This window comes from Gordonia insulae, assembly GCF_003855095.1.
GTDB classification, from domain to species: Bacteria; Actinomycetota; Actinomycetes; order Mycobacteriales; family Mycobacteriaceae; genus Gordonia; species Gordonia insulae.
This window is the reverse complement of record NZ_CP033972.1, coordinates 5,274,916-5,295,527: the sequence shown is the minus strand read 5'-3', so window position 1 is coordinate 5,295,527 and position 20,612 is coordinate 5,274,916. Positions and strand designations below refer to the sequence as shown.

Genomic DNA, 20,612 nt, shown 5'->3' with positions numbered 1-20,612 from the left:
GATGGTGTCGGGTGGTTCGGGTGCTGGTGGATCAGGCGCAGGTGGATCAGGCGCAGGTGGATCTGCTCACCAGATCATCGGTGCCAGGTACTTCGCCGCCAGCGCACGCACGGCGTCCGGCTGCTGCCGCTCGTCGGTGGTGGGCACCTCGAGATAGGAGATCACCAGCCGGACATGGAGTTCCACCGCATGATGGAGTTCCTCGTCGGGCATCTTCGCGCCGGCGTCACGCAGGGTCGCGGCGACCCGATTGGTCACCATGTCGATGAACAGTCCGGTGATCGCCGAGGTGATGCCCTTCATCTCCGAGTCGGTGAGGACCAGACGACGCATCAGCGGATCCTCGGAGATCATCACCGCACCCTCGGCGAAGGCCTCGACGACCGCGTCGGCCGGCGCGAGTCCCACGACCGCGCTCTCGAGGCGGTGCATGCCCCGGACGTAGAGGTCGTTGGCGACGGCCAGCAGCAGCGCTTCCTTGTTCGGGAAGCGACGGTAGAGCGTGCTCCGGCTCACCCCGGCCTGCGCGGCGACCTCGTCCATGTTCGCGCGGCGCACGCCCGCCGCGGTGAACTCGGCACCCGCTGCGGCCAGGATCGCCTGCTCCTGGTCCTCGGGGCTCGAGGTGTTCCGGGTCTTGCGGGATGTCTTGGTGGAGGTCATCGGCGCCGCAGACTCACCGGGAGCTTGTCCTTCGGGACCGGCAGCGAGCTGTAGTCCATCGGGATCTGATAATCGTCGGGCACCGACCACTCGTACCCACGCACCAGGTGATGCAGGATCGTCTTGATCTCCATCTGGCCAAAATACAGGCCGATGCACTTGTGCACTCCGCCGCCGAACGGCATCCACGCCATCCGGTGTCCCTTGTCCTCGGCCCGCTCCTTGGAGAATCGCTCGGGGTCGAACATGTCGGGATTGGTGAAGAACTCGGGGTCGCGATGATTGGTGAGTTGCGGGACCGAGACGAAGCTGCCCTTCGGGACGAAATAGCCCTGAACCGAGGTGTCCTTGATCGCCATCCGCGGCTGTGCGGGCACCGGCGGGCACATCCGCAGCGACTCCTTCATCACCGCGTCGATGACCGAGAGCTTGCCGAGGTCGTCGTAGCCCAGCTCCGGGTTCAACTCCATCGACTGCTCATACGCCTTCTGTTGCCATTCAGGTGATTTCGCCATCCGATAGGCCATCTGACTCATGGTGATCGTCGACGTGTCGTGGGCGGCCATGAGCACGAAGATCATGTGGTTGACGACGTCGGCGTCGGTGAAGGTGTCACCCTCGTCGCTCTCCGCGTGGCAGAGCACCGAGAACAGGTCGGGTGTCTCCCGCGCCCGCTTGGCGGGGATGTTCTCGTAGAAGAACTCCTCGAGCACCTTGCGGGAACGGAGCCCCTTCCACCACCGTCCACCCGGAACCGGCTTGCGCACGTAGGCGACACCCGCCCGGACCGTGTCGATGAACGCCTGGTTGAGCTTGTCGGCATCACGCTTGGGCAGTTCGACCCCGAGGAACACCTCGAGCGCGACGTCGAGGGTCAAGGCCTTGAACTCGCTGAACAGCTTCACATCTCCGGTCGGGAACCGTTCGATGCGGTCGGCGATCATCGGCTGCATCTCCTGCATGTAGCCCTTGAGTGCCGACGGCGTGAACGCCTGCTGGAGGATGTGGCGGTGGTGGCGGTGCTCGTCGAAGTCGAGCAGCATGATGCCGCGATTGAAGAACGGGCCGATGAAGTAGCTCCACGCCGGACCGTTGGCGAACGCCTTGTCGCGGTTCATCAGGATCTCGTCGGCGGCACGCGGTCCGGCCGCGATCACCATCTGGATACCCAGCGCGTTGAGCCCGGACACCTGGCCGAACCGGGCCAACCGGTCGTCGCCGAATGCGAACGGATCACGCCGCATCGACATCATCTCGAGAATTCCGTTGCGCTCGGCGCACGGCACCTCGAGCAGGTCGCTGCCGGTCGGGGCCTCGGCGAACACCTTCATCGTCGTCTCCTCACCACACCACGGATCAGGCGCCGACTGTGACCCCGATCCCATCAGGTGTCTATTGGAACAGATTGACGAAAATGTTTCTAGTCCCCTGCCGGCGACGTCGCGCGACGGGCCAGAACGGCATGACACCGGAGGAGTCGATCCCGCCACCACCGTTCGCGCTCGGGACCGACCGTCGGCACCGTGGCCGGGTCCACGGCGTCCGAACCCGGCCACCGTGGGACGACAACCCCGCCGACCGGCACGAACGACGACGCGACGTCGGTGGTGAAGAGTGTGCCGGTGCCCAGTCCGCAGGCATGGTCGAGTTTCGGCAGCGCCGCCGCCGCGGCCACCCCGGCTGCGATTCCGACCGCGGAGTCGAGCGCCGACGACACGACGATCGGCAACCCCAGGTTCTCCGCGAGATCCAGCGTCGCCCGCATGCCGCCGAGCGGCGCGACCTTGACGATCGCCACGTCCGCAGCACCGGCGGCCACCACGCGGTACGGATCGGCCGCCTTACGGATCGACTCGTCCGCGGCGATCGGCACCTCGACGGCACGGCGGACCTCGGCGAGTTCCTCGACCGTGGCGCACGGCTGTTCCACGTACTCGACGTCACCGATCGCCCGGATCGCGCGAATCGCCTCGTCGACGGTCCACATGCCGTTGGCGTCGATGCGCACCCGCGCCACCCCGCGCGCGCGGCGGCCACTCGGGCGACGTCGTCGTCGAGGGTCTGCCCGGGCTCGGCGACCTTCACCTTGGCCGTGGTGACGCCGGGGTATCGGGCGAGGATCGCGGCCACATCGGCGGCCGGAACGGCCGGCACCGTCGCGTTGACCTGCACGGCCGACCGCCGGGCCGCCGGTGGCCCGAGGTAGGCCGCCTCGATACCCGCCGCGAGCCACGCCGACGACTCGACGTCGTCGTACTCCACGAACGGGCCGAACTCGCCCCAGCCGGCCGGTCCCGGAAAGATCATCGTCTCGCGCTCGATGAGCCCGCGGAACCGGGTACGCATCGGCAATCGGACCACCAGCGCCGACTCGAGCAACTCCGCGGCCGGTGGTGGCGCGATCGATTCCATGGACACATCCTCTCGTCACCGGGTTCGCCACACGCTTGGAACAAATCTTCCACTTCGTTCCAAGCTGGGTTACTCTCCTTCTCATGTCAGTCAACCAGGACTACGAGCATGCAATCCGCGAGGCGGAACCGGTGATCGTCGACGACGATGCGACCGCCGTCGAGGCCACGCCTCGCCTGGGTGCCGATTCGCTGATCTGGAAGTTCTACGGGGACAGTCGGGGCATCCTCGGATTCCAGCGACTCGCGGGTACGGAGAACTGCATCGAGCAGCTCGGCCAGGCGGTCCTCGACCACTCGGTCATCTTCGACGACTTCCTCGGTCGCGCCCGCCGCACCGGGCCGCCGGTGATGAAGACCGTCTACAGCACCGAGCCGCAGAAATGGGGTCGCACCGTTCGCGACTTCCACCGCGACATCAAGGGCACGATCAGCGACGGTTCGCGTTACCACGCCCTCAATCCCGAGCTGTTCTATTGGGCCCATGCGACTTTCGTCGACCAGGTCCTCTACATCACCGACACGTTCATCCGACGACTGAGCTATGCCGAGAAGGTCCAGATCTTCGAGGAGAGCAAGGTCTGGTACCAGCTCTACGGCGTGAGCGCGCGCAGTCAGCCGCAGACGTACGAGGAGTTCCTCGCCTACTGGGACGACATGCTCGACCGCTTCGTTCCGCACAAGACGGTGGTCTATGCGACCGGCTATATCCGCCAGGGACTCCCCCGACCGAAGAAGATCCCGGCCCCGGTCTGGCGGGTGCTGTCGGCCCCGCTCAACGGTTTCATCCGTACGGTGATCGTCGGCACGATCCCACAGCAGATGCGCGACGTCTGCGGCCTCGAGTGGGATACCAAACGAGAGAAGCGTTTTCAGCGTTTCGCGTCTCTTATGCGAACCGCCAACCCACTGATCAACCGATTGCCGCTGCAATGGTTGTACGTGCCGTGGGCCTATCAGGCGTGGCGCGAGATCGGCGTCGACCCGCGTCCGCTGTACAACAAGCCCGCCGCCTGAACGTACGTCGTCCGCCCCTACGGAGCGGAAAGGAAATCGCCGGCAGCCGAACCGAAGTCGGCCGGCCGATCGCGATGCACGCTGTGTCCCGTGTCGATCTGGGTGAACCGACCATCGGGTAGTGCCGCACTGAGCGTACGCAGATGGTCCGGCGGCAGGAAGCTCTGGCGCCCACCGGAGATCACGAGTGTGTGCGCGGTGACCGCGTCGAGTCCCGCCCACCAGTCCGGGTCGGCGACCTCGAACTGCGGCGAGACGTCGTCGGCGACGCGCCGGTCGAATCGGATGAGCGGCAGCGGATTGCGCACGGCCCAGCCCAATCCCCGCACCCGTTCGCCGAGCGAGGCCGCGACCACGATGTTCAGGTCGAGGTCATCCTGGTCACGGGGCATCGGTGGGATCTCCTCCAGCACCAGACGCCGGATCCGGTCCGGTTCGTCCATCGCCAGTCTCAGCGCGGCGTGCGCACCGAGCGAGTGGGCCACGACGTCGGCCACCGCGATGTCGAGGTCGTCGAGGACGAATCGCAGATCGTCGCGGAAGTCGTCGAGCCGATAGGTCGAGGCGTGCCCACTCCGGCCGTGACCGCGGAGGTCGACAGCGACGACCGCCCTTCCCTGACGACGCAGCGCGCCGGCGAAGGTACGCCAGGTGCTGTGGTCGCCGGCCATACCGTGCACCAGCAGCACCGGCGGGCGGTCAGGGTCGGCACCGCTGACCCGGACACCCAGAGCGAGCTCTCCGGCAGAGGTCGGTCGTTGCAGCACACGCATGGGCGACAGCCTAGCGAGGCGACAGACGTCGGGAATCGGCCCGTCAGTCGCGGAACCACCCGCTGCGCTTGGCGTTGAACACCATGTCCTGCCAGTACCCCCACTGATGCGTCCCGACGGCCGGGTAGTCGGTGGTGATGCGCACGCCCGAGATCGCGGCAGCCACCTCGAAGGTCCGCGTCTGCGCGAGCGAGAACACCTCGAGCGGCGTGCCCTTGATGGACCCGATGGCGTCGGTGTTGTAGCGGCCCCAGACCCCGGATGCCGCCCCAACGCGAATGTGCATGCCGCGCATCCGCGGCAGCTGTACGACGGCGTCGTTGGTGACCCACCGCTTGCCCCAGGGCGGTCCCCACATGCTGTCCGCACTGAACGGCCCCACACCGGCCGCCATCCCGGCGTCGATGAGGGCCAACCGGACCGCCTCACGCATCGTCGGCGCCGACGGGTTCAGGAACCCCGACATGGAGAAGACGTGCGAGATCCGCTTGCGGTGGTACGCACCGTAGATCATCGCCGCGTTGCCACCCATCGAGATGCCCATGAGGGCGTACTTCTCGCGTGGGCCGACAGCCAGACCCCGTGCGTCGAGCTCGTTGATGATGGTGTTGAGTCGGCACGTCCAGCGATAGCGGTACTTGACCTTGTTGCCGGGGCTCGCGGCATCCCAATCGGTGTAGAAGCTCGCGAGCCCGCCGACGGGCTGGATCACGTTCACACCGGAGTCGGCGATCCGCTGGATGCGCGTCTCGTGGCGCCAACCGCTGGAGTCGTTCGTCGCACGCAGTCCGTCGAGCGCGATCACCGTCTTGTAATTGCCCCACCGGGTCCACATGTCCACCGGCGTGGACGGCATGCCGCAGCCGGCGACGTAGAAACGACCGAAGGTCGCGGCGTTCGCCGTCCCCGCCGACACCACCCCGATTCCGAGCGTCGCCGCGACGGCGAGCAGAAGGACAACGAATCGACGCCGCAAGACGGCCTGACGCCGGCGGGAGTGGTGAACACGCACCGCAGCACCGTAATTCGGCCAGGTCTCACCACGCCACAGCTGCGGCCCGGTTCCGGCACATTGCAATCGAGGTGTTACCAAAGTGACGCATGTGACTTAGGAGGTAGGCGTTTCAGATCGAGTCGAGGATCCGTTGGCGCGCCGCCGCATACTCCTGATCGTTGATCGCACCACGGAGCCGCAGACCCTCGAGTTCCGCCAACCGCTCACCCGACGTCCGCGCAGGCGACGGGGCACCCTCCTCCCGGCCTGGGCCGACCGCTCCCCCGTCTACGTAGGTCCGTACGACGTCCATCACCGCCTGCCGCGCATGGGGATTGCTGCGGAGGTCGATCGATCCCGAGGCGCTCACGTCGTACTGCCGGAGGATCTCGAGGATCTTGATCAACGGTTCCGTCTGACCCGTCAGGTCGTAGGTGCGGCCATCCTCGCCGGAGGTGAACTGTGCGGGAACCGATCCGGTGAGCAACGCCGTTCCCTGCCAATCGATCTCGTATTCGTTGGTGGTCGGATCGACGAGGACCGCGAGCGTGCGTCGATGCAGCATCGGCTGCTGGAAGATCGGCACGACGGTTCGCTTCTGCGTGTCGAACGGCGCGACACCTTCGCCGTGGATGTGGAGATCCAGCTTCATCAGCGGCTGATCGTTGATCTGGACATTCGTCTGCTCGACTCCCCGGATCTCAGCGACGGCCATCCGTCCTGTGGTCCGCAACCGTGCGCTCCTCTGCTGCCCGCCGATGCTCAGTCGCGCGACGAACAACGCGATTGCCACGTCGAGGAGGGTCACCCCCAGCCCCGTCCACAACATCCACTCGGTGCCCGGCTCATCGATGAGGAAGTAGGCGACCAGAAAGATCGGTCCGACGATGCCGCACAACATCACGAATCCGAAGATCTTGAGGAACGAGGTGACCGTCCCCGGCACGCGAGGTCCCGTACCGGCCTCACCGAACATCGTCATGTCCTGCAGATGATAGTGCGCACCGGGTGACCTGCCGCCTCCGATCCGTCGCGTTCTGCGCGCCGACCGCCGCGCCCGGTGGCACACTCGATGTGCAGATGAGGCACGGGGCGAGAGGGCGATCATGGATGACTCGACGCATAGGACACAGGGCTTCAGTCGCCGCACCTTTCTGACGACCTCGGCGGCCATCGGCGTGGGTGCCGCCCTCGGCGCCGGCTCCGTATCCGCCGCGCCGCTCGACCTCGGGTCGTCGGGTCTCCGCGGCGCCCCGCCCCCACCGCCTCCGGGCTGCGGAAGCGTCAACTCGCAGGATTTCCTGTGGCAGGCCGTCAAGGACGTGACGCCCGCGAACAAGGGGACCAATGACTACGTGGTCGAGCCGCAACCCCAGCCGACGACCGCTTTCAGCCAGCTCTATGCGATCCGCCACGGGGGCGATCAACCGAAATCCCCGTTCGATCAACTCCTGCTGCCCACCCGACGCATCTCGGGCATCGAATGCGAGACGACCTGGCAGCCGGACATGCTGAACCTCTGGAAGTACTCGTGGACCGAGGCGACGAGCATCCTGAAGATCCCCGAGGAGACCATCGTCGTCGGGATCAACTCGAAGAAGGCGCGCAAGCTGAATCAGCTCCACATTCATCTGTCGCGCCTCAACAACGACACTCGCAAGTCCTTGAACGGCGCAACGGGACTGCCCACGAAACTGTCGGACTGGACGCAGCCCAACGCGCTCGTGAAGCTGTCCATCAACGAACCCGGCCGCCCGAGCGCACATTTCCGCGTCGTGCACCTCGACGCTCTGCTGCCCAATCTCTTCGTCGAACTCCACAAATTGGTCGGCAAAGCTGCCATGGCGGATCAGATGATCGCGGTCGCGAAGGCGCCCAAGGGTTTCTACGTCATCAGCAGTTCCGGGAGCGGGGTCCACGACGGCACCGGTTCGTGTGAGGGCCTGTTCTTCATGTGACCAGTGGGACGCACAGCCACCCAGTCCCCTTTCTCTGGCGGTCCTGTCGGTGAACAACCCCCGTCGATCTCGCCGTTCGGCGCGCTCACCAGCATGTACGGTGGCACACTTTCGCTGCAGACGAGTCGAACCGGCTCACCGGCGAGAGGATCTCCATGACAGCGACCCGCCGGAGGGCCCGTGGCCGGACTCTTGCCACTATCGTCGTCGGAATCGCACTGGCCGTCAGCCTCGCACTCGGTGGAGGTGTCGCCGGCCTCGCTTCGGCCGCGCCGAAACCGGCACCGGCGGGTTGCGGACAGAACAGCGACGATCCGAAGACCGACAAACGCCTCTATCTGTGGGGCCAGGTGAAGGACACCGCACCCGGCAAGGTCGGAACGAACATCGACGTGATCAAACCGGGTCCGCAGTATCAGCCCAGCCCGGCCCATCCCAAGTTCTACGCGGTGCGCAAAGGCGGTGACAGCAAAGGTGTCAATGACGATTTCCTGCTGCTGCCCACCAACCGCATCAAGGGCATCGAGTGTTCCTACCTGTGGAACGGATCTCAGCTGAACCTGTGGTCTGCCGCATGGTTCCAGGCCACCCGGCGAGTTGCCAAGAACCCGGCCAAGCCGATCGCCCTGGGTGTGAACTCCGCGACTGCGCGCGGCCAGGACCAGCTCCATATCCATCTCGCGCAGGCGAATCCCGACACCGTGGCCGATCTGAAGGCGATCAAGAATCCCGCGACGAGCTTCACGAACTGGATGAGCACCAATGTCCGGTTGCGCATCAACGATCCCAAGAAGACGAAGACGCACGCTCAGTTCCGCGTCGTCAAGTACACGGGCTCGCTGCCGAATCTGTTCGTGACCCTCCAGAAGGCGCTGCCTGCCAATGAGACCATGTCGAGCCAGTCCATCGCCGTGATCGACGCGGGCACACCGAACACGTACTACGTACTCAACAGCACGCCGGGTCTGCCCGGGCAGCAATCCGAGCACGGAACCGGCCTGGCCGACTATGTCTACGGGTGGAAGTACTAGCCCCTGAGGCCATCCGAGACCCCCGACAGACAAGCCCCTGACAGACAAAGGCACCGACAGACAAAGGCACCCGGCCACTTTCGTGACCGGGTGCCTTTGTCGACTCAGTGAGTCAGATCAAGCAGGTGAGAGTGTCACTTGTTGATCTTGGTGACTCGACCCGCACCGACGGTGCGGCCACCCTCGCGGATGGCGAAGCGCAGGCCCTCGTCCATGGCGACCGGCTGGATGAGCTTGACGCTCATCTCGGTGTTGTCGCCCGGCATGACCATCTCGGTGCCCTCGGGGAGGGTCACGACGCCGGTCACGTCGGTGGTACGGAAGTAGAACTGCGGACGGTAGTTGTTGAAGAACGGGGTGTGACGACCACCCTCGTCCTTGCTCAGGATGTAGGCCTGGCCCTCGAACTCCGTGTGCGGAGTCGTGGTGCCCGGCTTCACGATGACCTGACCGCGCTCGACGTCCTCACGCTTGAGGCCGCGCAGCAGCAGACCGGCGTTGTCGCCGGCCTGAGCCGAGTCGAGCAGCTTGTGGAACATCTCGATACCGGTGACGGTGGTCTTGGTGGACTTCTCGCGGATGCCGACGATCTCGACTTCCTCGTTCACGTTGACCTCGCCGCGCTCCACACGACCGGTGACCACGGTGCCGCGGCCGGTGATCGTGAAGACATCCTCGACCGGCATCAGGAACGGCTTGTCGGTCTCGCGGACCGGGTCCGGGATCGACTCGTCGACCGCAGCCATCAGTTCCTCGATCGACTTCGCCCACTCGGCGTCGCCCTCGAGCGCCTTCAGCGCCGAGACCTTGACGACCGGAGCTTCCTCGTCGAACTCCTGGGCGGCCAGCAGTTCGCGGACCTCCATCTCGACGAGCTCGATGATCTCGTCGTCGTCGACCATGTCGGCCTTGTTCAGGGCGACGAGGATGTAGGGCACACCGACCTGGCGGGCCAGCAGCACGTGCTCGCGGGTCTGCGGCATCGGGCCGTCGGTGGCGGCGACCACGAGGATCGCGCCGTCCATCTGGGCCGCACCGGTGATCATGTTCTTGATGTAGTCAGCGTGACCAGGGGCGTCGACGTGTGCGTAGTGACGCTTCTCGGTCTCGTATTCCACGTGCGAGATATTGATCGTGATACCACGAGCCTTCTCTTCCGGCGCCTTGTCGATCTGATCGAACGCAAAGCTCTGGTTGAGATTCGGGTACTTGTCGTGCAGCACCTTGGTGATGGCCGCGGTCAGCGTGGTCTTGCCGTGGTCGACGTGACCGATGGTGCCGATGTTCACGTGCGGCTTGGTCCGCTCGAACTTCGCCTTCGCCACTTGATTGTCCTCCTGGACTGTTGTTGCTCTGTTGGGTGGATCCCAACAGCTGTTTTCGGTTACTTACGTTGTTGCGCCCGCTTGTGATGTGGCCGGCGCGTGTCGCGGGGACGACCGACTTATTCGCCGGTGGCCTTCGCGATGATCTCCTTCGACACGTTCGCGGGAACTTCCGCGTAGGAGTCGAACACCATGGAGTAGTTTGCCCGGCCCTGGGTCTTCGACCGAAGGTCTCCGATGTAGCCGAACATCTCCGACAGCGGCACCTGTGCCTTCACGACACGCGCACCACTGCGCTCCTCCATGGCCTGGATCTGGCCACGGCGGGAGTTCAGGTCGCCGATCACGTCACCCATGTAGTCCTCCGGAGTCGTGACCTCGACGGCCATGATCGGCTCCAGGATGACCGGGCTCGCCATCCGCGCGGCCTCCTTGAGGGCCTGCGAACCGGCGATCTTGAAGGCCATCTCCGAGGAGTCGACGTCGTGATACTGACCGTCGAGCAGGGTGACCTTCAAGTTGACCAGCGGGTAACCGGCGAGCACACCGTACTGCATCGCATCCTGCGCACCGGCATCCACGGATGGGATGTACTCGCGCGGGACGCGACCACCGGTGACCGCGTTGTCGAACTCGTAGGTGGCGCCGTCCTCGGCGTCGACCAACGGCTCGAGCTTGATGATGACCTTGGCGAACTGCCCCGATCCACCCGTCTGCTTCTTGTGGGTGAACTCGTGCTTGTCGACGGTCTTGCGGATCGTCTCGCGGTAGGCCACCTGCGGCTTGCCGACGTTGGCCTCGACCTTGAACTCCCGCTTCATGCGGTCGACCAGGATGTCGAGGTGGAGCTCGCCCATGCCGCCGATGACGGTCTGGCCGGTCTCCTCGTCGAGCTTGACCGAGAAGGTCGGATCCTCTTCGGCGAGCTTCTGGATCGCGGTGCCGAGCTTCTCCTGGTCGGACTTGGTCTTCGGCTCGATCGAGACGTTGATGACCGGGTCCGGGAAGCTCATCGACTCGAGGACGATCGGCGCACTGGAGTCACACAGGGTGTCACCGGTGGTCGTGTCCTTGAGGCCGATCATCGCGTAGATGTGACCAGCGGTCGCATCCTCGACGGGCATCTCCTTGTTGGCGTGCATCTGGAAGAGCTTCCCGATGCGCTCCTTCTTGCCCTTGGTGGCGTTGAGCACCTGGGTGCCGGCGGTGATGTGACCCGAGTACACGCGCACGAAGGTCAGCTTGCCGAAGAAGGGGTGTGCCGCGATCTTGAAGGCGAGCGCCGAGAACGGCTCGTCGGCCGACGGCTTGCGCGACAGGATCTCTTCCTCGTTGCCCACGGCGTGACCCTCGACCGAGGGGACGTCGAGCGGCGACGGCAGGTAGGAGATGATCGCGTCCAGCATGGGCTGGACACCCTTGTTCTTGAACGCCGAACCGCAGATCACCGGGTAGTACTCACGCGCGATGGTGAGCTTCCGGATGGCCGCCTTGATCTCGTCGGTGGTGAGTTCCTCGCCACCGAAGTACTTCTCGAGCAGTGCCTCATCGGTCTCGGCGACGGTCTCGAGCAGCTTCTCGCGGTACTCGGCGGCCTGGTCGGCGAGATCGGCGGGGATCTCCTCGATGGTCGGTGCGGCGCCGATCTCGACGGTGCCGCGCCAGGTGATCGCCTTCTGCTCGATCAGGTCGACGACGCCGTCGAAGTTGTCCTCGGCACCGATCGGCAGCTGCAGGACGAGCGGCTTGGCGCCGAGGCGCTCCTCGATGGTGCGCACGGTGAAGAAGAAGTCCGCACCCAGCTTGTCCATCTTGTTGACGAAGCAGATACGCGGGACGTCGTACTTCTCGGCCTGCCGCCAGACCTGCTCGGACTGCGGCTCGACACCTTCTTTGCCGTCGAACACGGCGACCGCACCGTCGAGCACACGCAGGCTGCGCTCCACCTCGACGGTGAAGTCGACGTGCCCGGGGGTGTCGATGATGTTGATCTGGTTCTTGTTCCAGAAACAGGTGACGGCGGCGGAGGTGATCGTGATACCCCGCTCCTTCTCCTGCTCCATCCAGTCGGTGGTCGAGGCACCGTCGTGGGTTTCACCGATCTTGTAGTTCACACCGGTGTAGTAGAGGATTCGCTCGGTCGCGGTGGTCTTACCGGCATCGATGTGGGCCATGATGCCGATGTTGCGAACCTTGTTCAGGTCGCTGAGCACTTCCTGTGCCACTTGGTTTCCCTTCGGGAATTGCTGTTGAACAAAAACTGTGCGCCACACGTGACCGGTATCCGGTCACGCGTGGCACGGACTCACCAGCGGTAGTGCGCGAACGCCCGGTTGGCTTCGGCCATCTTGTGGGTGTCCTCGCGACGCTTGACCGAAGCGCCGAGACCGTTGGACGCGTCGAGCAGCTCGTTGGCGAGGCGCTCGACCATGGTCTTCTCACGACGCTGGCGGCTGAAGGTCACCAGCCAACGCAGCGCGAGCGTGTTGGCGCGGCCCGGCTTGACCTCGATCGGCACCTGGTAGGTGGCGCCACCGACGCGGCGGCTCTTGACCTCGAGGGTCGGCTTGACGTTGTCCAGGGCGCGCTTGAGGGTGACGACCGGATCGGTGCCGGTCTTGTCACGGGCCTGCTCGAGAGCCTGGTAGACGATGCGTTCCGCGGTCGACTTCTTGCCGTCGAGCAGGATCTTGTTGACCAGCTGGGTGACCAGCGGCGAACCGTAGACCGGATCGTTGATCAGGGGGCGCTTGGGTGCGGGTCCTTTACGTGGCATGACTTATCAGTTCCCCTTCTTCGCGCCGTAACGGCTGCGGGCCTGCTTGCGGTCCTTGACACCCTGGGTGTCGAGCGAGCCGCGGATGACCTTGTAACGCACACCGGGGAGGTCCTTCACACGACCACCGCGGACGAGCACCATCGAGTGCTCCTGCAGGTTGTGTCCTTCACCCGGGATGTAAGCGGTGACCTCGACGGAACTGGTCAGGCGCACACGGGCGACCTTTCGCAGCGCGGAGTTCGGCTTCTTCGGGGTGGTGGTGTACACACGCGTGCACACGCCACGACGCTGCGGGCTGCCCTTGAGGGCTGCCGTCTTCGTCTTGGCAGGCTTGTCGTGACGGCCCTTGCGGACCAGCTGATTGATCGTTGGCACTAGGTGTTTCTTCCTTTTGTCGGCAGTTCCCGCCGGCGTCTCGTGAACGCGGTCGGCGGTCTGTAGTTGTCTCGTCGCGGTTTGTGCTCCGGGCAAGCTCCGAGAACCCTCAACAGATTCCCGTTGCTTCCACAACTCGCCCCACCAGCACATCAGCGCTGGTCAGTACATTTATCGATACCCCGAGGTCGGGTGTGTCATACACTCGACTGCGGTCTCGCCTGTCAGTCCGGTGCGATCCCGGATACCGGGCATGCGGACTGGCCCAGCATGTGCCGGGCACCGGCGATCCACTCTACCGATCGAGTTTGCACAGGTCAAAAAACGGATCCAGCAGTTCATCGGGGATCAACGCCCGGGTGAACGCCGGCCGACCTCTCGTCGATGCTCAACCTCGTCATCGGCCGGTTTGTTCCCCGCTCGGCGGCCCCGGGGCGGCGACCTTCTCGAACTCCCCGAGCTGCTTTTCCTCGTCCCAGCGCTCGAAGGTCTGCACGATCCAGAACGCGCCGAACGCGGCGAGGAGTACCCACTCGACCCAGAAGATCAGGTTCACGCCCGCTCCCCAGCCGGACAGGGTGGCCACGATCGCGACGACGATGGTCACGAGCATGACCAGGGCGGTCCCGAAGTACCACCGCGCGTACTTCACGGGGACGTCTCCCGCCATCACCACCAAACCGTTGAGGACGACGACCCCGGTCAACATCACGAACATCGACACGGCGGCGACGCCGTGCGGTGACACCCGCGTTGCGGTGTCGAACCAGGTCACCTGCGCCACCACCACGACGACCGGTGCCAGCGCCAGCACACGGACCACCAGCCCGGCGAGAGTGGGCCGGGGTGGCGTCGCGAACCGGCCGGCCCCGCTCAACAGCGCCCAGACAGTCATCGCGAACAACCCGCCGAAGACGGCGGTCCAGGCGTTCTTCACGATCCAGTCGAGCGGCGGATCCGGTTGCCGGTCAGGTGTGTTCGTAGGGATGAACGCGACCAGGAACGCGAGAAAGCCCGCGAAGTTCAGCAGCACGTCCTCGATCTCGGTGCGGCCCTTGTAGGCCATGAGCATCGCCCCCATCGCGCAGAGGGTTGCGATGAACACCGCCCGCGCCGAGGAGTCGTAGTAGTCACTGATCGAGAACCTGATGTCGTGCGAGGCGATCGAGTCGCCGAACACGGCGAAGGCCAGCATCGCGATGAGCGACACCATGCCCAGTCGGATGTTGCGATAGGTGTCGATGACGTCGCCGCGTCGACGGGGTGTGATGCGCTCGGCAAAGCGGCCGATCCGCTGCTCCATGCGATCGCACAGGCCCATACCCCATTAGACGGCCGGATCCGGGTGTCGTTCCCGCTTTCGGCCGGATCGGGCACCACTGCCCCCTCGGCGTCCGTCCGCGAGCTGTGCTGCGCACCTTCCCGATCCGGCAGGAAGGTGCGCAGCACATCGCACTACGGCGTGTTCCACCACGCGATGACCGACGGCCACGCCTTCGGGTTGGAGGTCTGGTATCCGATGTAGGCACCGATGGCCGCGCCGATCGCGGCACCCGGGATGGTCCAGATGAGGAATCCGATCAGGCCACCGATCAGCGTGTACAGGGGTGTGTTGCCCGTCCATCCCTTGTTCAGCTCGGTCCACATCATGTCGTAGCGCTGCGCCTTCGAGATGCGCTTCCCGCGCGGCTTCTTCGCCGCATCAGTGGCCGCCGCGTCCAGGGCCGCGCGGTACTCGGGACTGATGATCGGCGTGAAGGTCGCGGTCGATCGATCGGCGCCGACCGTCCATCGCAACGGCACCCGGAAGCCGTCCATCGTTCCTTCCCGCGGCATCGCGTCGACGACGCGACCGTCGCGGCCCAGCACCTGCAACTCGGAGCCCGCCGCGTTCGGCGCGAAGACGCCGTCACGCAGTTTCGCGACGATCGCCGTGCCGTCTGCGGTGAATCCGGCCTCGACGAACGGTGTACCGCCGACGCGGGCCGGCGTCGCGTGCGCGGTCGCCGACGGGATGACCAGCGCGACCGCGGTGAACGCGGCGATCGCCAGGAGAATTCGATGAATGTGCTTCATGACCCCAACCTCATGTGAACCGTGACAAGCCCTCAGACGGAATGCTGAGAGACGCCTGAACAGTAGCCGGAGTGTCCGACAGGTCCGGTTCGGGGACAGTGCTATTCGGTCGACTGGGGCAGGACGACCTTGGTGGCACCCCGCTTGGCCGGGTTCGACGGCGGCGGTACCACCGGCCCGACATCACCGTCGGGTGCGTCGTCGAGATCCACGATCACCGGCGCATGGTCGCTCGGCTTGCTGCCCTTGCGCGCCTGACGATCGATCCAGGCGGCGGCCACCCGATCCGCGATCGGATGGCCGGCCAGGATCAGGTCGATCCGCATGCCGAGATCCTTGTGGAACATGCCCGCCCGGTAGTCCCAGTAGCTGAACACCCGGTCGTCGGGCCACCGCTCCCGGACGACATCACGCAGACCCAGGTCCTCTAGCGCGGCGAGCGCGTCGCGCTCCGGCGCGGTCACATGTGTGTGGCCCTCGTACGCCGCGGGATCGAAGACGTCGGCGTCGGCCGGTGCGATGTTCATGTCCCCGCACAACATCGTGTTGGCCGCAGCGTCGTCGCCCGACGCATTCCCGACGCTGTCCCGCAGGCGGGCAAGCCATTCCAGTTTGTAGTGATAGTGATCCGAGTCGGGCACGCGCCCGTTGGGCACGTAGAGCGAGAAGATCCGCACGCCCCCGCACAGCGCCGACACCGCACGGGCCTCGGGCGGGGCCGCCGACTCGGGGTAGCCCGGGACGGCGTCGAATCCGGCGCGGACATCGTCGAGGCCGACCCGCGACAGCAGCGCAACCCCGTTCCATTGCCCTTGTCCCACATGGGCTGTCTCGTAGCCACGGTCGGCCAGGTCTGCTCCGAGCGCCTCGTGGAACGCTTCGTCGGAGAGCTTGGTCTCCTGCAGACACACCACATCGGGACGTCGCTGATCGAGCCACGGCAACAGCCGCGGGATCCGCTGCTTGACCGAGTTCACGTTCCAGGTCGCGACGCGCATGACGTCAACCGTAGTCGGCGAACAACGGTGCCTCGGCGCCGCGCCCGACCGACTCGCACCAGTCGCGAGGACGTGCGTCAGGTCACGGCCGCCCGGCCGGCGAGGTGACACAATCGCCGCCATGGACGAGCGGCGACGGTGGGCGCGACTGGTCCGGCTCGCGTTCGCCGGGCTCGGCATCGCCGCGTTGATCACCCAACCGATACAGCAGTCCCGCGGACCGGGCTTCTCCCTCGCCGACTACCTGAGCTACTTCACGGTGGTGTCGAACATCGCCGCGGTCGTCGTGCTGGTGGCGGGCGCGGTCTCCGGTGCGCGGGGAACGGCGTGGACGTGGCTTCGCGGGGCCACCACAACAGCGATGATCAGCACCGGGATCTTCTATGCACTGCTGCTCTCCGACCACGACGTCAGCCTCTACACCGATTGGATCAACGCGACGATGCACCGCATCCTGCCGGTGTATCTGCTGATCGACTGGGTGGTCTTCCGTCCGGGCCGGCTACCGGCGCGGAGCTGGCTGACCTGGCTCGCCCCGGTGGTGGCCTTCGGCGCATACACCCTCATCCGGGGTGCGATCGTCGGTTGGTACCCGTATCCGTTCCTCGACCCCGGCCCGAACGGTTACGCGTGGGCGCTGCGAGCGATGCTCGGGGTGCTGATCGGCGTCGCGGTGGTGGCCGCCGTCGTCGGCCTACTGGGTCGATGGCGACAGCAGACGACCGGCGAAACCGTCGTGGTCGTCGACGACGACCGGACTTCCCTTCCCGGGTGATGTGTGTCACGTTATGGACATCGACTCACTTCTCCTCGTCTCCGACCACGCGCCCCGACGTCCCGTCATCGAACACTCGTGGCGACGGTCGGCGCTGTCCGGCGTCCGGCCCGACGGTGCCCCACCCACCGCATTCGTCGACATCGCGTCGGCGGACCCACTACTCGACGCCGCCCGTCCGGTTCTCGACGACGCGGCCGACCGGCTGGCGAACACCGAGGTGTCCCTGCTCTTGGTGGACCACGAATGCCGGATGGTGTCGCGGGTGGCTTTCGGCACCGCGGTGGAACGCACACTCGACGAGCTCGGCGCGACGCCGGGAGTGCCGTTCGGCGAGGACACGGTCGGCACCACGGCGCTCGGCACGCCGGCAGAGATCCGCGGCGGGATCACGGTCAACAGCTCCGAGCACTATCTCGAGCAGTTCAAATCCATCAGCTGTTTCGGTCAGCCGATCGTCCACCCGACCACGCGACGTCTCGCCGGGATCATCTGCATGTCCGAGATCGCCGACCGCATCAACCCGTTGGCGGTTCCCTTCGTCAACAGCATCGTCGCCGACATCGCCGATCGCCTGCTCGATCGTTCCCGCGTCCATCAACGACGCGTCCTCGACGCGTTCCAGCGCGCCGCGCCGCGGCGGGACATCGCAGTCGCCGCGATCGGCGACGACCTGCAGCTGACGAATGCGATGGCGGCAGAACTGCTGTCCCCCACCGATATCGGCGCGCTGCGGATCGTCGCGGCCGATCCCGGACTGCGGGAGATCACGATGCCGCTCACCCTTGTCTCCGGCCTGGACGTCGAGGTGCGCGTCGAGCCCGTCGCGGGTACCCGTGGCGCGGCCCTCTTCCGATTCCGGCCGGCCGCGCCCACACCGTCGACGCCGACACCCGTCGCCCGCGCGGCATCCGGGAGCGTCGCCATCACCGGTGAGCCGGGCAGCGGTCGGTCCACCCGTGCCCTGGCGACGGCGGCCGACGCGGACGTGCCCGCGGTGGTCGTCGACGTCGCCGACGACCTCATCTCCGGGCGCCTCCCCGACGTCCTCGGCGCGATCACCCGGGCACGCGCCGCAGGTGCCCCACTCGTCGTCGACGGTGCCGACCTCCTCGACGAACGCTCGGTCGCGCTCCTGGGCAAGGCGTCGGTGCAGGCCACGGCAGACGCACCGCTGATCGTGGTCGCCGGGCCGCGCGAGCAGACCGGAGCGGGCGTCGCCGCGTTGCTCTCCCGTTGCGGGACCCGGGTCGACCTGCCACCACTGCGTCACCGGACGTCTGAGCTGGCCGCCCTCGCGAGTGGCGTGCTGACCGGCATCGACGACACCCTGACGCTGTCCGGTCAGGCCGCCGACGCGCTGCTGTGCCAGGACTGGCCCGGCAATTTCTCCGAACTGATCGCCGTACTGCGGCAGGCCGCCACGACCTGTTCGGACCGCTCGGCGCGGGTCGTCGAGCTCGCCGACCTGCCGGCCGACCACCGCACCACCAGTCGCGCCGCCCATCTGTCCGGCCGTGAACAGGCGGAACGGACGGCCATCGTCGATGCCCTCGACCGTGCCGGCGGCAACAAGGTGCACGCCGCCCGGGAGCTGGGGATCAGCCGCACCACTCTCTACGCGCGGATGCGGTCGCTCGGTATCTGATCAGGCGCGCATGGTCTGACGGGCCGATGCCGCGATCAGGTCCGTGGCCGGCAACCCGCGGTGCCCAACTCCGCGGCGCCCGCAGTCAGGTGACCGCAGTCAGGGTGCCCGCAGTCATGGGCGCCCACAGTCAGGTGTCGCCGAGTCCCGTCAGGTGTTCGGTGCGGTGTTCAGATTCTGGACAGGGCGACCCGACGAAAAGGTGGCAGAAATGAAGCAGGTCACACATATGACCCAGATCACTGTTGATCTCGCTGCCTGACCAGGAGGATTTCATGACCGCTGTCGCCACCGACCTGCTCCCGCGGGTTCGCGACTTCATCGCCGGCGACCGTCCGATGCTCATCGGCGGTGAGTGGGTGTGGGCCGAATCCGGCCGCACGTTCGAGACCATCGACCCGGCCACCGCACGGCCGATCACCTCGGTCGCGCACGGCGATGCCGCCGACGTCGACCGAGCGGTCCGCGCCGCCCGTCAGGCGTTCGACGACGGTCCGTGGTCGCGGATGAAGCCCAACGAACGTGAGCGACTGATCTGGCGGGTCGGCGATCTGCTGACCGAGCGCGCGGCCGAGTTCGGGCAACTCGAGGCCCTCGACAACGGCAAGGCCGCCACCATCGCGACCGCCGTGGACACCGCCTGGTCGGCCGACATCTTCCGCTACAACGCGGGCCTGGCGACCAAGATCACCGGCTCGACGGTCAATGTGTCGATGCCGTTCGTCCCGGGCGGTGAGTTCCACGCCTACACCCTGCGTGAACCCGTCGGCGTGTGTGGCCTGATCGTGCCGTGGAACTTCCCGCTGCTGATGGCGGCGTTCAAGCTGGCTCCGGCGCTCGCCGCGGGCAACACCGTCATCCTCAAGCCGGCCGAACAGACCCCGCTGACCGCGTTGTTGCTCGGCGAGATCTTCACCGAGGCCGGATTCCCGCCCGGCGTGGTCAACATCGTCACCGGTTACGGCGAGGCCGGTGCCGCGCTGGCCGCACATGAGGATGTCGACAAGATCGCCTTCACCGGTTCCACCGAGGTCGGCAAGAAGATCGTCGAGGCCGCGAAGGGCAATCTGAAGAAGGTCTCGCTGGAACTCGGCGGCAAGAGCCCCAACATCGTGTTCGCCGACGCCGACTTCGAGAAGGCCGTCGCCGGATCGGTGGCCGCATGGATGTTCAATCACGGTCAGTGCTGCGTCGCCGGCACCCGGCTCTATGTGGAACGCCCCATCTTCGACGATTTCACCGCCGCCGTCGCGGAGGCCGCCTCGCAGGCCAAGATCGGCCCCGGGCTCGATCCTGCGACCGAGCTCGGCCCGTTGGTCAGCCAGGAGCAGTTCGACCGCGTATCGGGCTACCTGTCCGCCGGACTGGCCGACGGCGCTCGCGCACTGACCGGCGGAAAGCGTTGGGGCGATGAAGGATTCTTCATCGAGCCGACGGTCTTCGTCGATGTCGAGCCGAGCTTCTCGATCGTGCAGGAGGAGATCTTCGGCCCGGTGGTGGCCGCCTTGCCGTTCGACGCCGACACCGGTGTGGCCGCCGCGGCCAACGACTCCATCTACGGTCTGGCCGCGGGCATCTGGACCCAGGACCTGTCCAAGGCCCACAAGACCGCCCGCCAGATCAAGGCCGGTTCGGTGTGGGTCAACCAGTACAACGGCTTCGATACCGCCATGCCCTTCGGCGGCTACAAGCAGTCGGGCTGGGGACGCGAACTCGGCGGCGCCGCCATCGACCTCTACACCCAGACCAAGGCCGTCAACGTCGCGCTCTGAGCACACCTGCCGGACAA

18 protein-coding genes and 1 pseudogene are annotated in these 20,612 nt (G+C 66.1%); 6 read left to right on the top strand and 13 right to left on the bottom strand.

The window, feature by feature from the left end; all coding sequences use genetic code 11:
- Window positions 1-66: 66 nt before the first annotated feature.
- The 3 genes and pseudogenes from D7316_RS24200 to D7316_RS24190 form a co-directional block, all read right to left on the bottom strand.
- Window positions 67-663: a TetR/AcrR family transcriptional regulator gene (locus D7316_RS24200; RefSeq protein ID WP_124710524.1), complete on the bottom strand. Its 597-nt coding sequence runs from the start codon at window positions 661-663 to the stop codon at window positions 67-69.
- Window positions 660-1,994, bottom strand: coding sequence for a cytochrome P450 (locus tag D7316_RS24195; protein WP_124710523.1), 1,335 nt, complete (start codon window positions 1,992-1,994; stop codon window positions 660-662). The genes D7316_RS24200 and D7316_RS24195 overlap by 4 nt, the downstream gene beginning before the upstream one ends.
- A gap of 89 nt (window positions 1,995-2,083) precedes the next feature.
- A pseudogene (locus D7316_RS24190) lies at window positions 2,084-3,075 on the bottom strand (o-succinylbenzoate synthase).
- Window positions 3,076-3,158: 83 nt separating this feature from the next.
- On the opposite strand from D7316_RS24190, the gene D7316_RS24185 reads away from it, so the two are divergent.
- Window positions 3,159-4,091, top strand: coding sequence for an oxygenase MpaB family protein (locus tag D7316_RS24185; protein WP_124710522.1), 933 nt, complete (start codon window positions 3,159-3,161; stop codon window positions 4,089-4,091).
- Between the two features lie 17 nt (window positions 4,092-4,108).
- Here the strand turns inward: D7316_RS24185 and D7316_RS24180 are convergent, their stop codons facing one another.
- From D7316_RS24180 to D7316_RS24170, 3 genes are all read right to left on the bottom strand, one after another.
- The gene (locus D7316_RS24180) at window positions 4,109-4,864 is read right to left on the bottom strand and encodes an alpha/beta fold hydrolase (protein WP_124710521.1); all 756 of its coding nucleotides are present in this window, start codon (window positions 4,862-4,864) and stop codon (window positions 4,109-4,111) included.
- A gap of 43 nt (window positions 4,865-4,907) precedes the next feature.
- Window positions 4,908-5,876 carry an alpha/beta hydrolase gene (locus tag D7316_RS24175; protein WP_408610050.1) on the bottom strand — a complete coding sequence of 323 codons (969 nt, stop codon included), beginning with the start codon at window positions 5,874-5,876 and terminating at the stop codon, window positions 4,908-4,910.
- A 112-nt stretch (window positions 5,877-5,988) separates the two neighbouring features.
- Window positions 5,989-6,840, bottom strand: a complete 852-nt coding sequence (locus tag D7316_RS24170; RefSeq protein WP_232017054.1) for an SHOCT domain-containing protein — start codon at window positions 6,838-6,840, stop codon at window positions 5,989-5,991.
- 124 nt (window positions 6,841-6,964) lie between these two features.
- On the opposite strand from D7316_RS24170, the gene D7316_RS24165 reads away from it, so the two are divergent.
- Window positions 6,965-7,816, top strand: a complete 852-nt coding sequence (locus tag D7316_RS24165) for a CDP-diacylglycerol diphosphatase (protein WP_124710520.1) — start codon at window positions 6,965-6,967, stop codon at window positions 7,814-7,816.
- A 155-nt stretch (window positions 7,817-7,971) separates the two neighbouring features.
- On the top strand, window positions 7,972-8,847 hold the full coding sequence (locus D7316_RS24160) for a CDP-diacylglycerol diphosphatase (protein WP_124710519.1): 876 nt from the start codon (window positions 7,972-7,974) through the stop codon (window positions 8,845-8,847).
- 134 nt (window positions 8,848-8,981) lie between these two features.
- On the opposite strand, the gene tuf is transcribed toward D7316_RS24160, so the two are convergent.
- The 7 genes from tuf to D7316_RS24125 form a co-directional block, all read right to left on the bottom strand.
- Window positions 8,982-10,172 carry an elongation factor Tu gene (tuf, locus tag D7316_RS24155; RefSeq protein WP_124710518.1) on the bottom strand — a complete coding sequence of 397 codons (1,191 nt, stop codon included), beginning with the start codon at window positions 10,170-10,172 and terminating at the stop codon, window positions 8,982-8,984.
- 119 nt (window positions 10,173-10,291) lie between these two features.
- Window positions 10,292-12,397: an elongation factor G gene (fusA, locus tag D7316_RS24150; protein WP_124710517.1), complete on the bottom strand. Its 2,106-nt coding sequence runs from the start codon at window positions 12,395-12,397 to the stop codon at window positions 10,292-10,294.
- Window positions 12,398-12,477: 80 nt separating this feature from the next.
- On the bottom strand, window positions 12,478-12,948 hold the full coding sequence (gene rpsG, locus D7316_RS24145; protein WP_124710516.1) for a 30S ribosomal protein S7: 471 nt from the start codon (window positions 12,946-12,948) through the stop codon (window positions 12,478-12,480).
- A gap of 6 nt (window positions 12,949-12,954) precedes the next feature.
- Window positions 12,955-13,326, bottom strand: a complete 372-nt coding sequence (rpsL, locus tag D7316_RS24140; protein ID WP_124710515.1) for a 30S ribosomal protein S12 — start codon at window positions 13,324-13,326, stop codon at window positions 12,955-12,957.
- Between the two features lie 397 nt (window positions 13,327-13,723).
- Window positions 13,724-14,629, bottom strand: coding sequence for a hypothetical protein (locus D7316_RS24135; RefSeq protein WP_124710514.1), 906 nt, complete (start codon window positions 14,627-14,629; stop codon window positions 13,724-13,726).
- 152 nt (window positions 14,630-14,781) lie between these two features.
- Window positions 14,782-15,402 (bottom strand): hypothetical protein, encoded by a 621-nt coding sequence (locus D7316_RS24130; RefSeq protein ID WP_124710513.1) that lies wholly within the window; start codon window positions 15,400-15,402, stop codon window positions 14,782-14,784.
- A gap of 101 nt (window positions 15,403-15,503) precedes the next feature.
- On the bottom strand, window positions 15,504-16,400 hold the full coding sequence (locus D7316_RS24125; RefSeq protein ID WP_124710512.1) for an exodeoxyribonuclease III: 897 nt from the start codon (window positions 16,398-16,400) through the stop codon (window positions 15,504-15,506).
- A 121-nt stretch (window positions 16,401-16,521) separates the two neighbouring features.
- Between D7316_RS24125 and D7316_RS24120 the strand changes: the two genes are divergently transcribed.
- From D7316_RS24120 to D7316_RS24110, 3 genes are all read left to right on the top strand, one after another.
- Window positions 16,522-17,175 (top strand): Pr6Pr family membrane protein, encoded by a 654-nt coding sequence (locus tag D7316_RS24120; RefSeq protein ID WP_124710511.1) that lies wholly within the window; start codon window positions 16,522-16,524, stop codon window positions 17,173-17,175.
- A gap of 13 nt (window positions 17,176-17,188) precedes the next feature.
- Entirely contained in the window at window positions 17,189-18,823 is a 1,635-nt protein-coding gene (locus tag D7316_RS24115; RefSeq protein ID WP_124710510.1) for a sigma-54-dependent Fis family transcriptional regulator, read from the top strand.
- A 275-nt stretch (window positions 18,824-19,098) separates the two neighbouring features.
- Window positions 19,099-20,595, top strand: a complete 1,497-nt coding sequence (locus tag D7316_RS24110; RefSeq protein WP_124710509.1) for an aldehyde dehydrogenase family protein — start codon at window positions 19,099-19,101, stop codon at window positions 20,593-20,595.
- Window positions 20,596-20,612 lie beyond the last annotated feature (17 nt).

Coding starts and splice junctions, on each gene's coding strand:
- rpsG (WP_124710516.1), bottom strand. CDS start 12,948: ATGCCACGTAAAGGACCCGCACCCAAGCGCCCCCTGATCAACGATCCG.
- D7316_RS24110 (WP_124710509.1), top strand. CDS start 19,099: ATGACCGCTGTCGCCACCGACCTGCTCCCGCGGGTTCGCGACTTCATC.
- D7316_RS24160 (WP_124710519.1), top strand. CDS start 7,972: ATGACAGCGACCCGCCGGAGGGCCCGTGGCCGGACTCTTGCCACTATC.
- D7316_RS24200 (WP_124710524.1), bottom strand. CDS start 663: ATGACCTCCACCAAGACATCCCGCAAGACCCGGAACACCTCGAGCCCC.
- D7316_RS24135 (WP_124710514.1), bottom strand. CDS start 14,629: ATGGAGCAGCGGATCGGCCGCTTTGCCGAGCGCATCACACCCCGTCGA.
- D7316_RS24185 (WP_124710522.1), top strand. CDS start 3,159: ATGTCAGTCAACCAGGACTACGAGCATGCAATCCGCGAGGCGGAACCG.
- D7316_RS24115 (WP_124710510.1), top strand. CDS start 17,189: ATGGACATCGACTCACTTCTCCTCGTCTCCGACCACGCGCCCCGACGT.
- D7316_RS24130 (WP_124710513.1), bottom strand. CDS start 15,402: ATGAAGCACATTCATCGAATTCTCCTGGCGATCGCCGCGTTCACCGCG.
- D7316_RS24120 (WP_124710511.1), top strand. CDS start 16,522: ATGGACGAGCGGCGACGGTGGGCGCGACTGGTCCGGCTCGCGTTCGCC.
- D7316_RS24125 (WP_124710512.1), bottom strand. CDS start 16,400: ATGCGCGTCGCGACCTGGAACGTGAACTCGGTCAAGCAGCGGATCCCG.
- D7316_RS24170 (WP_232017054.1), bottom strand. CDS start 6,840: ATGACGATGTTCGGTGAGGCCGGTACGGGACCTCGCGTGCCGGGGACG.
- D7316_RS24165 (WP_124710520.1), top strand. CDS start 6,965: ATGGATGACTCGACGCATAGGACACAGGGCTTCAGTCGCCGCACCTTT.
- D7316_RS24180 (WP_124710521.1), bottom strand. CDS start 4,864: ATGCGTGTGCTGCAACGACCGACCTCTGCCGGAGAGCTCGCTCTGGGT.
- D7316_RS24195 (WP_124710523.1), bottom strand. CDS start 1,994: ATGAAGGTGTTCGCCGAGGCCCCGACCGGCAGCGACCTGCTCGAGGTG.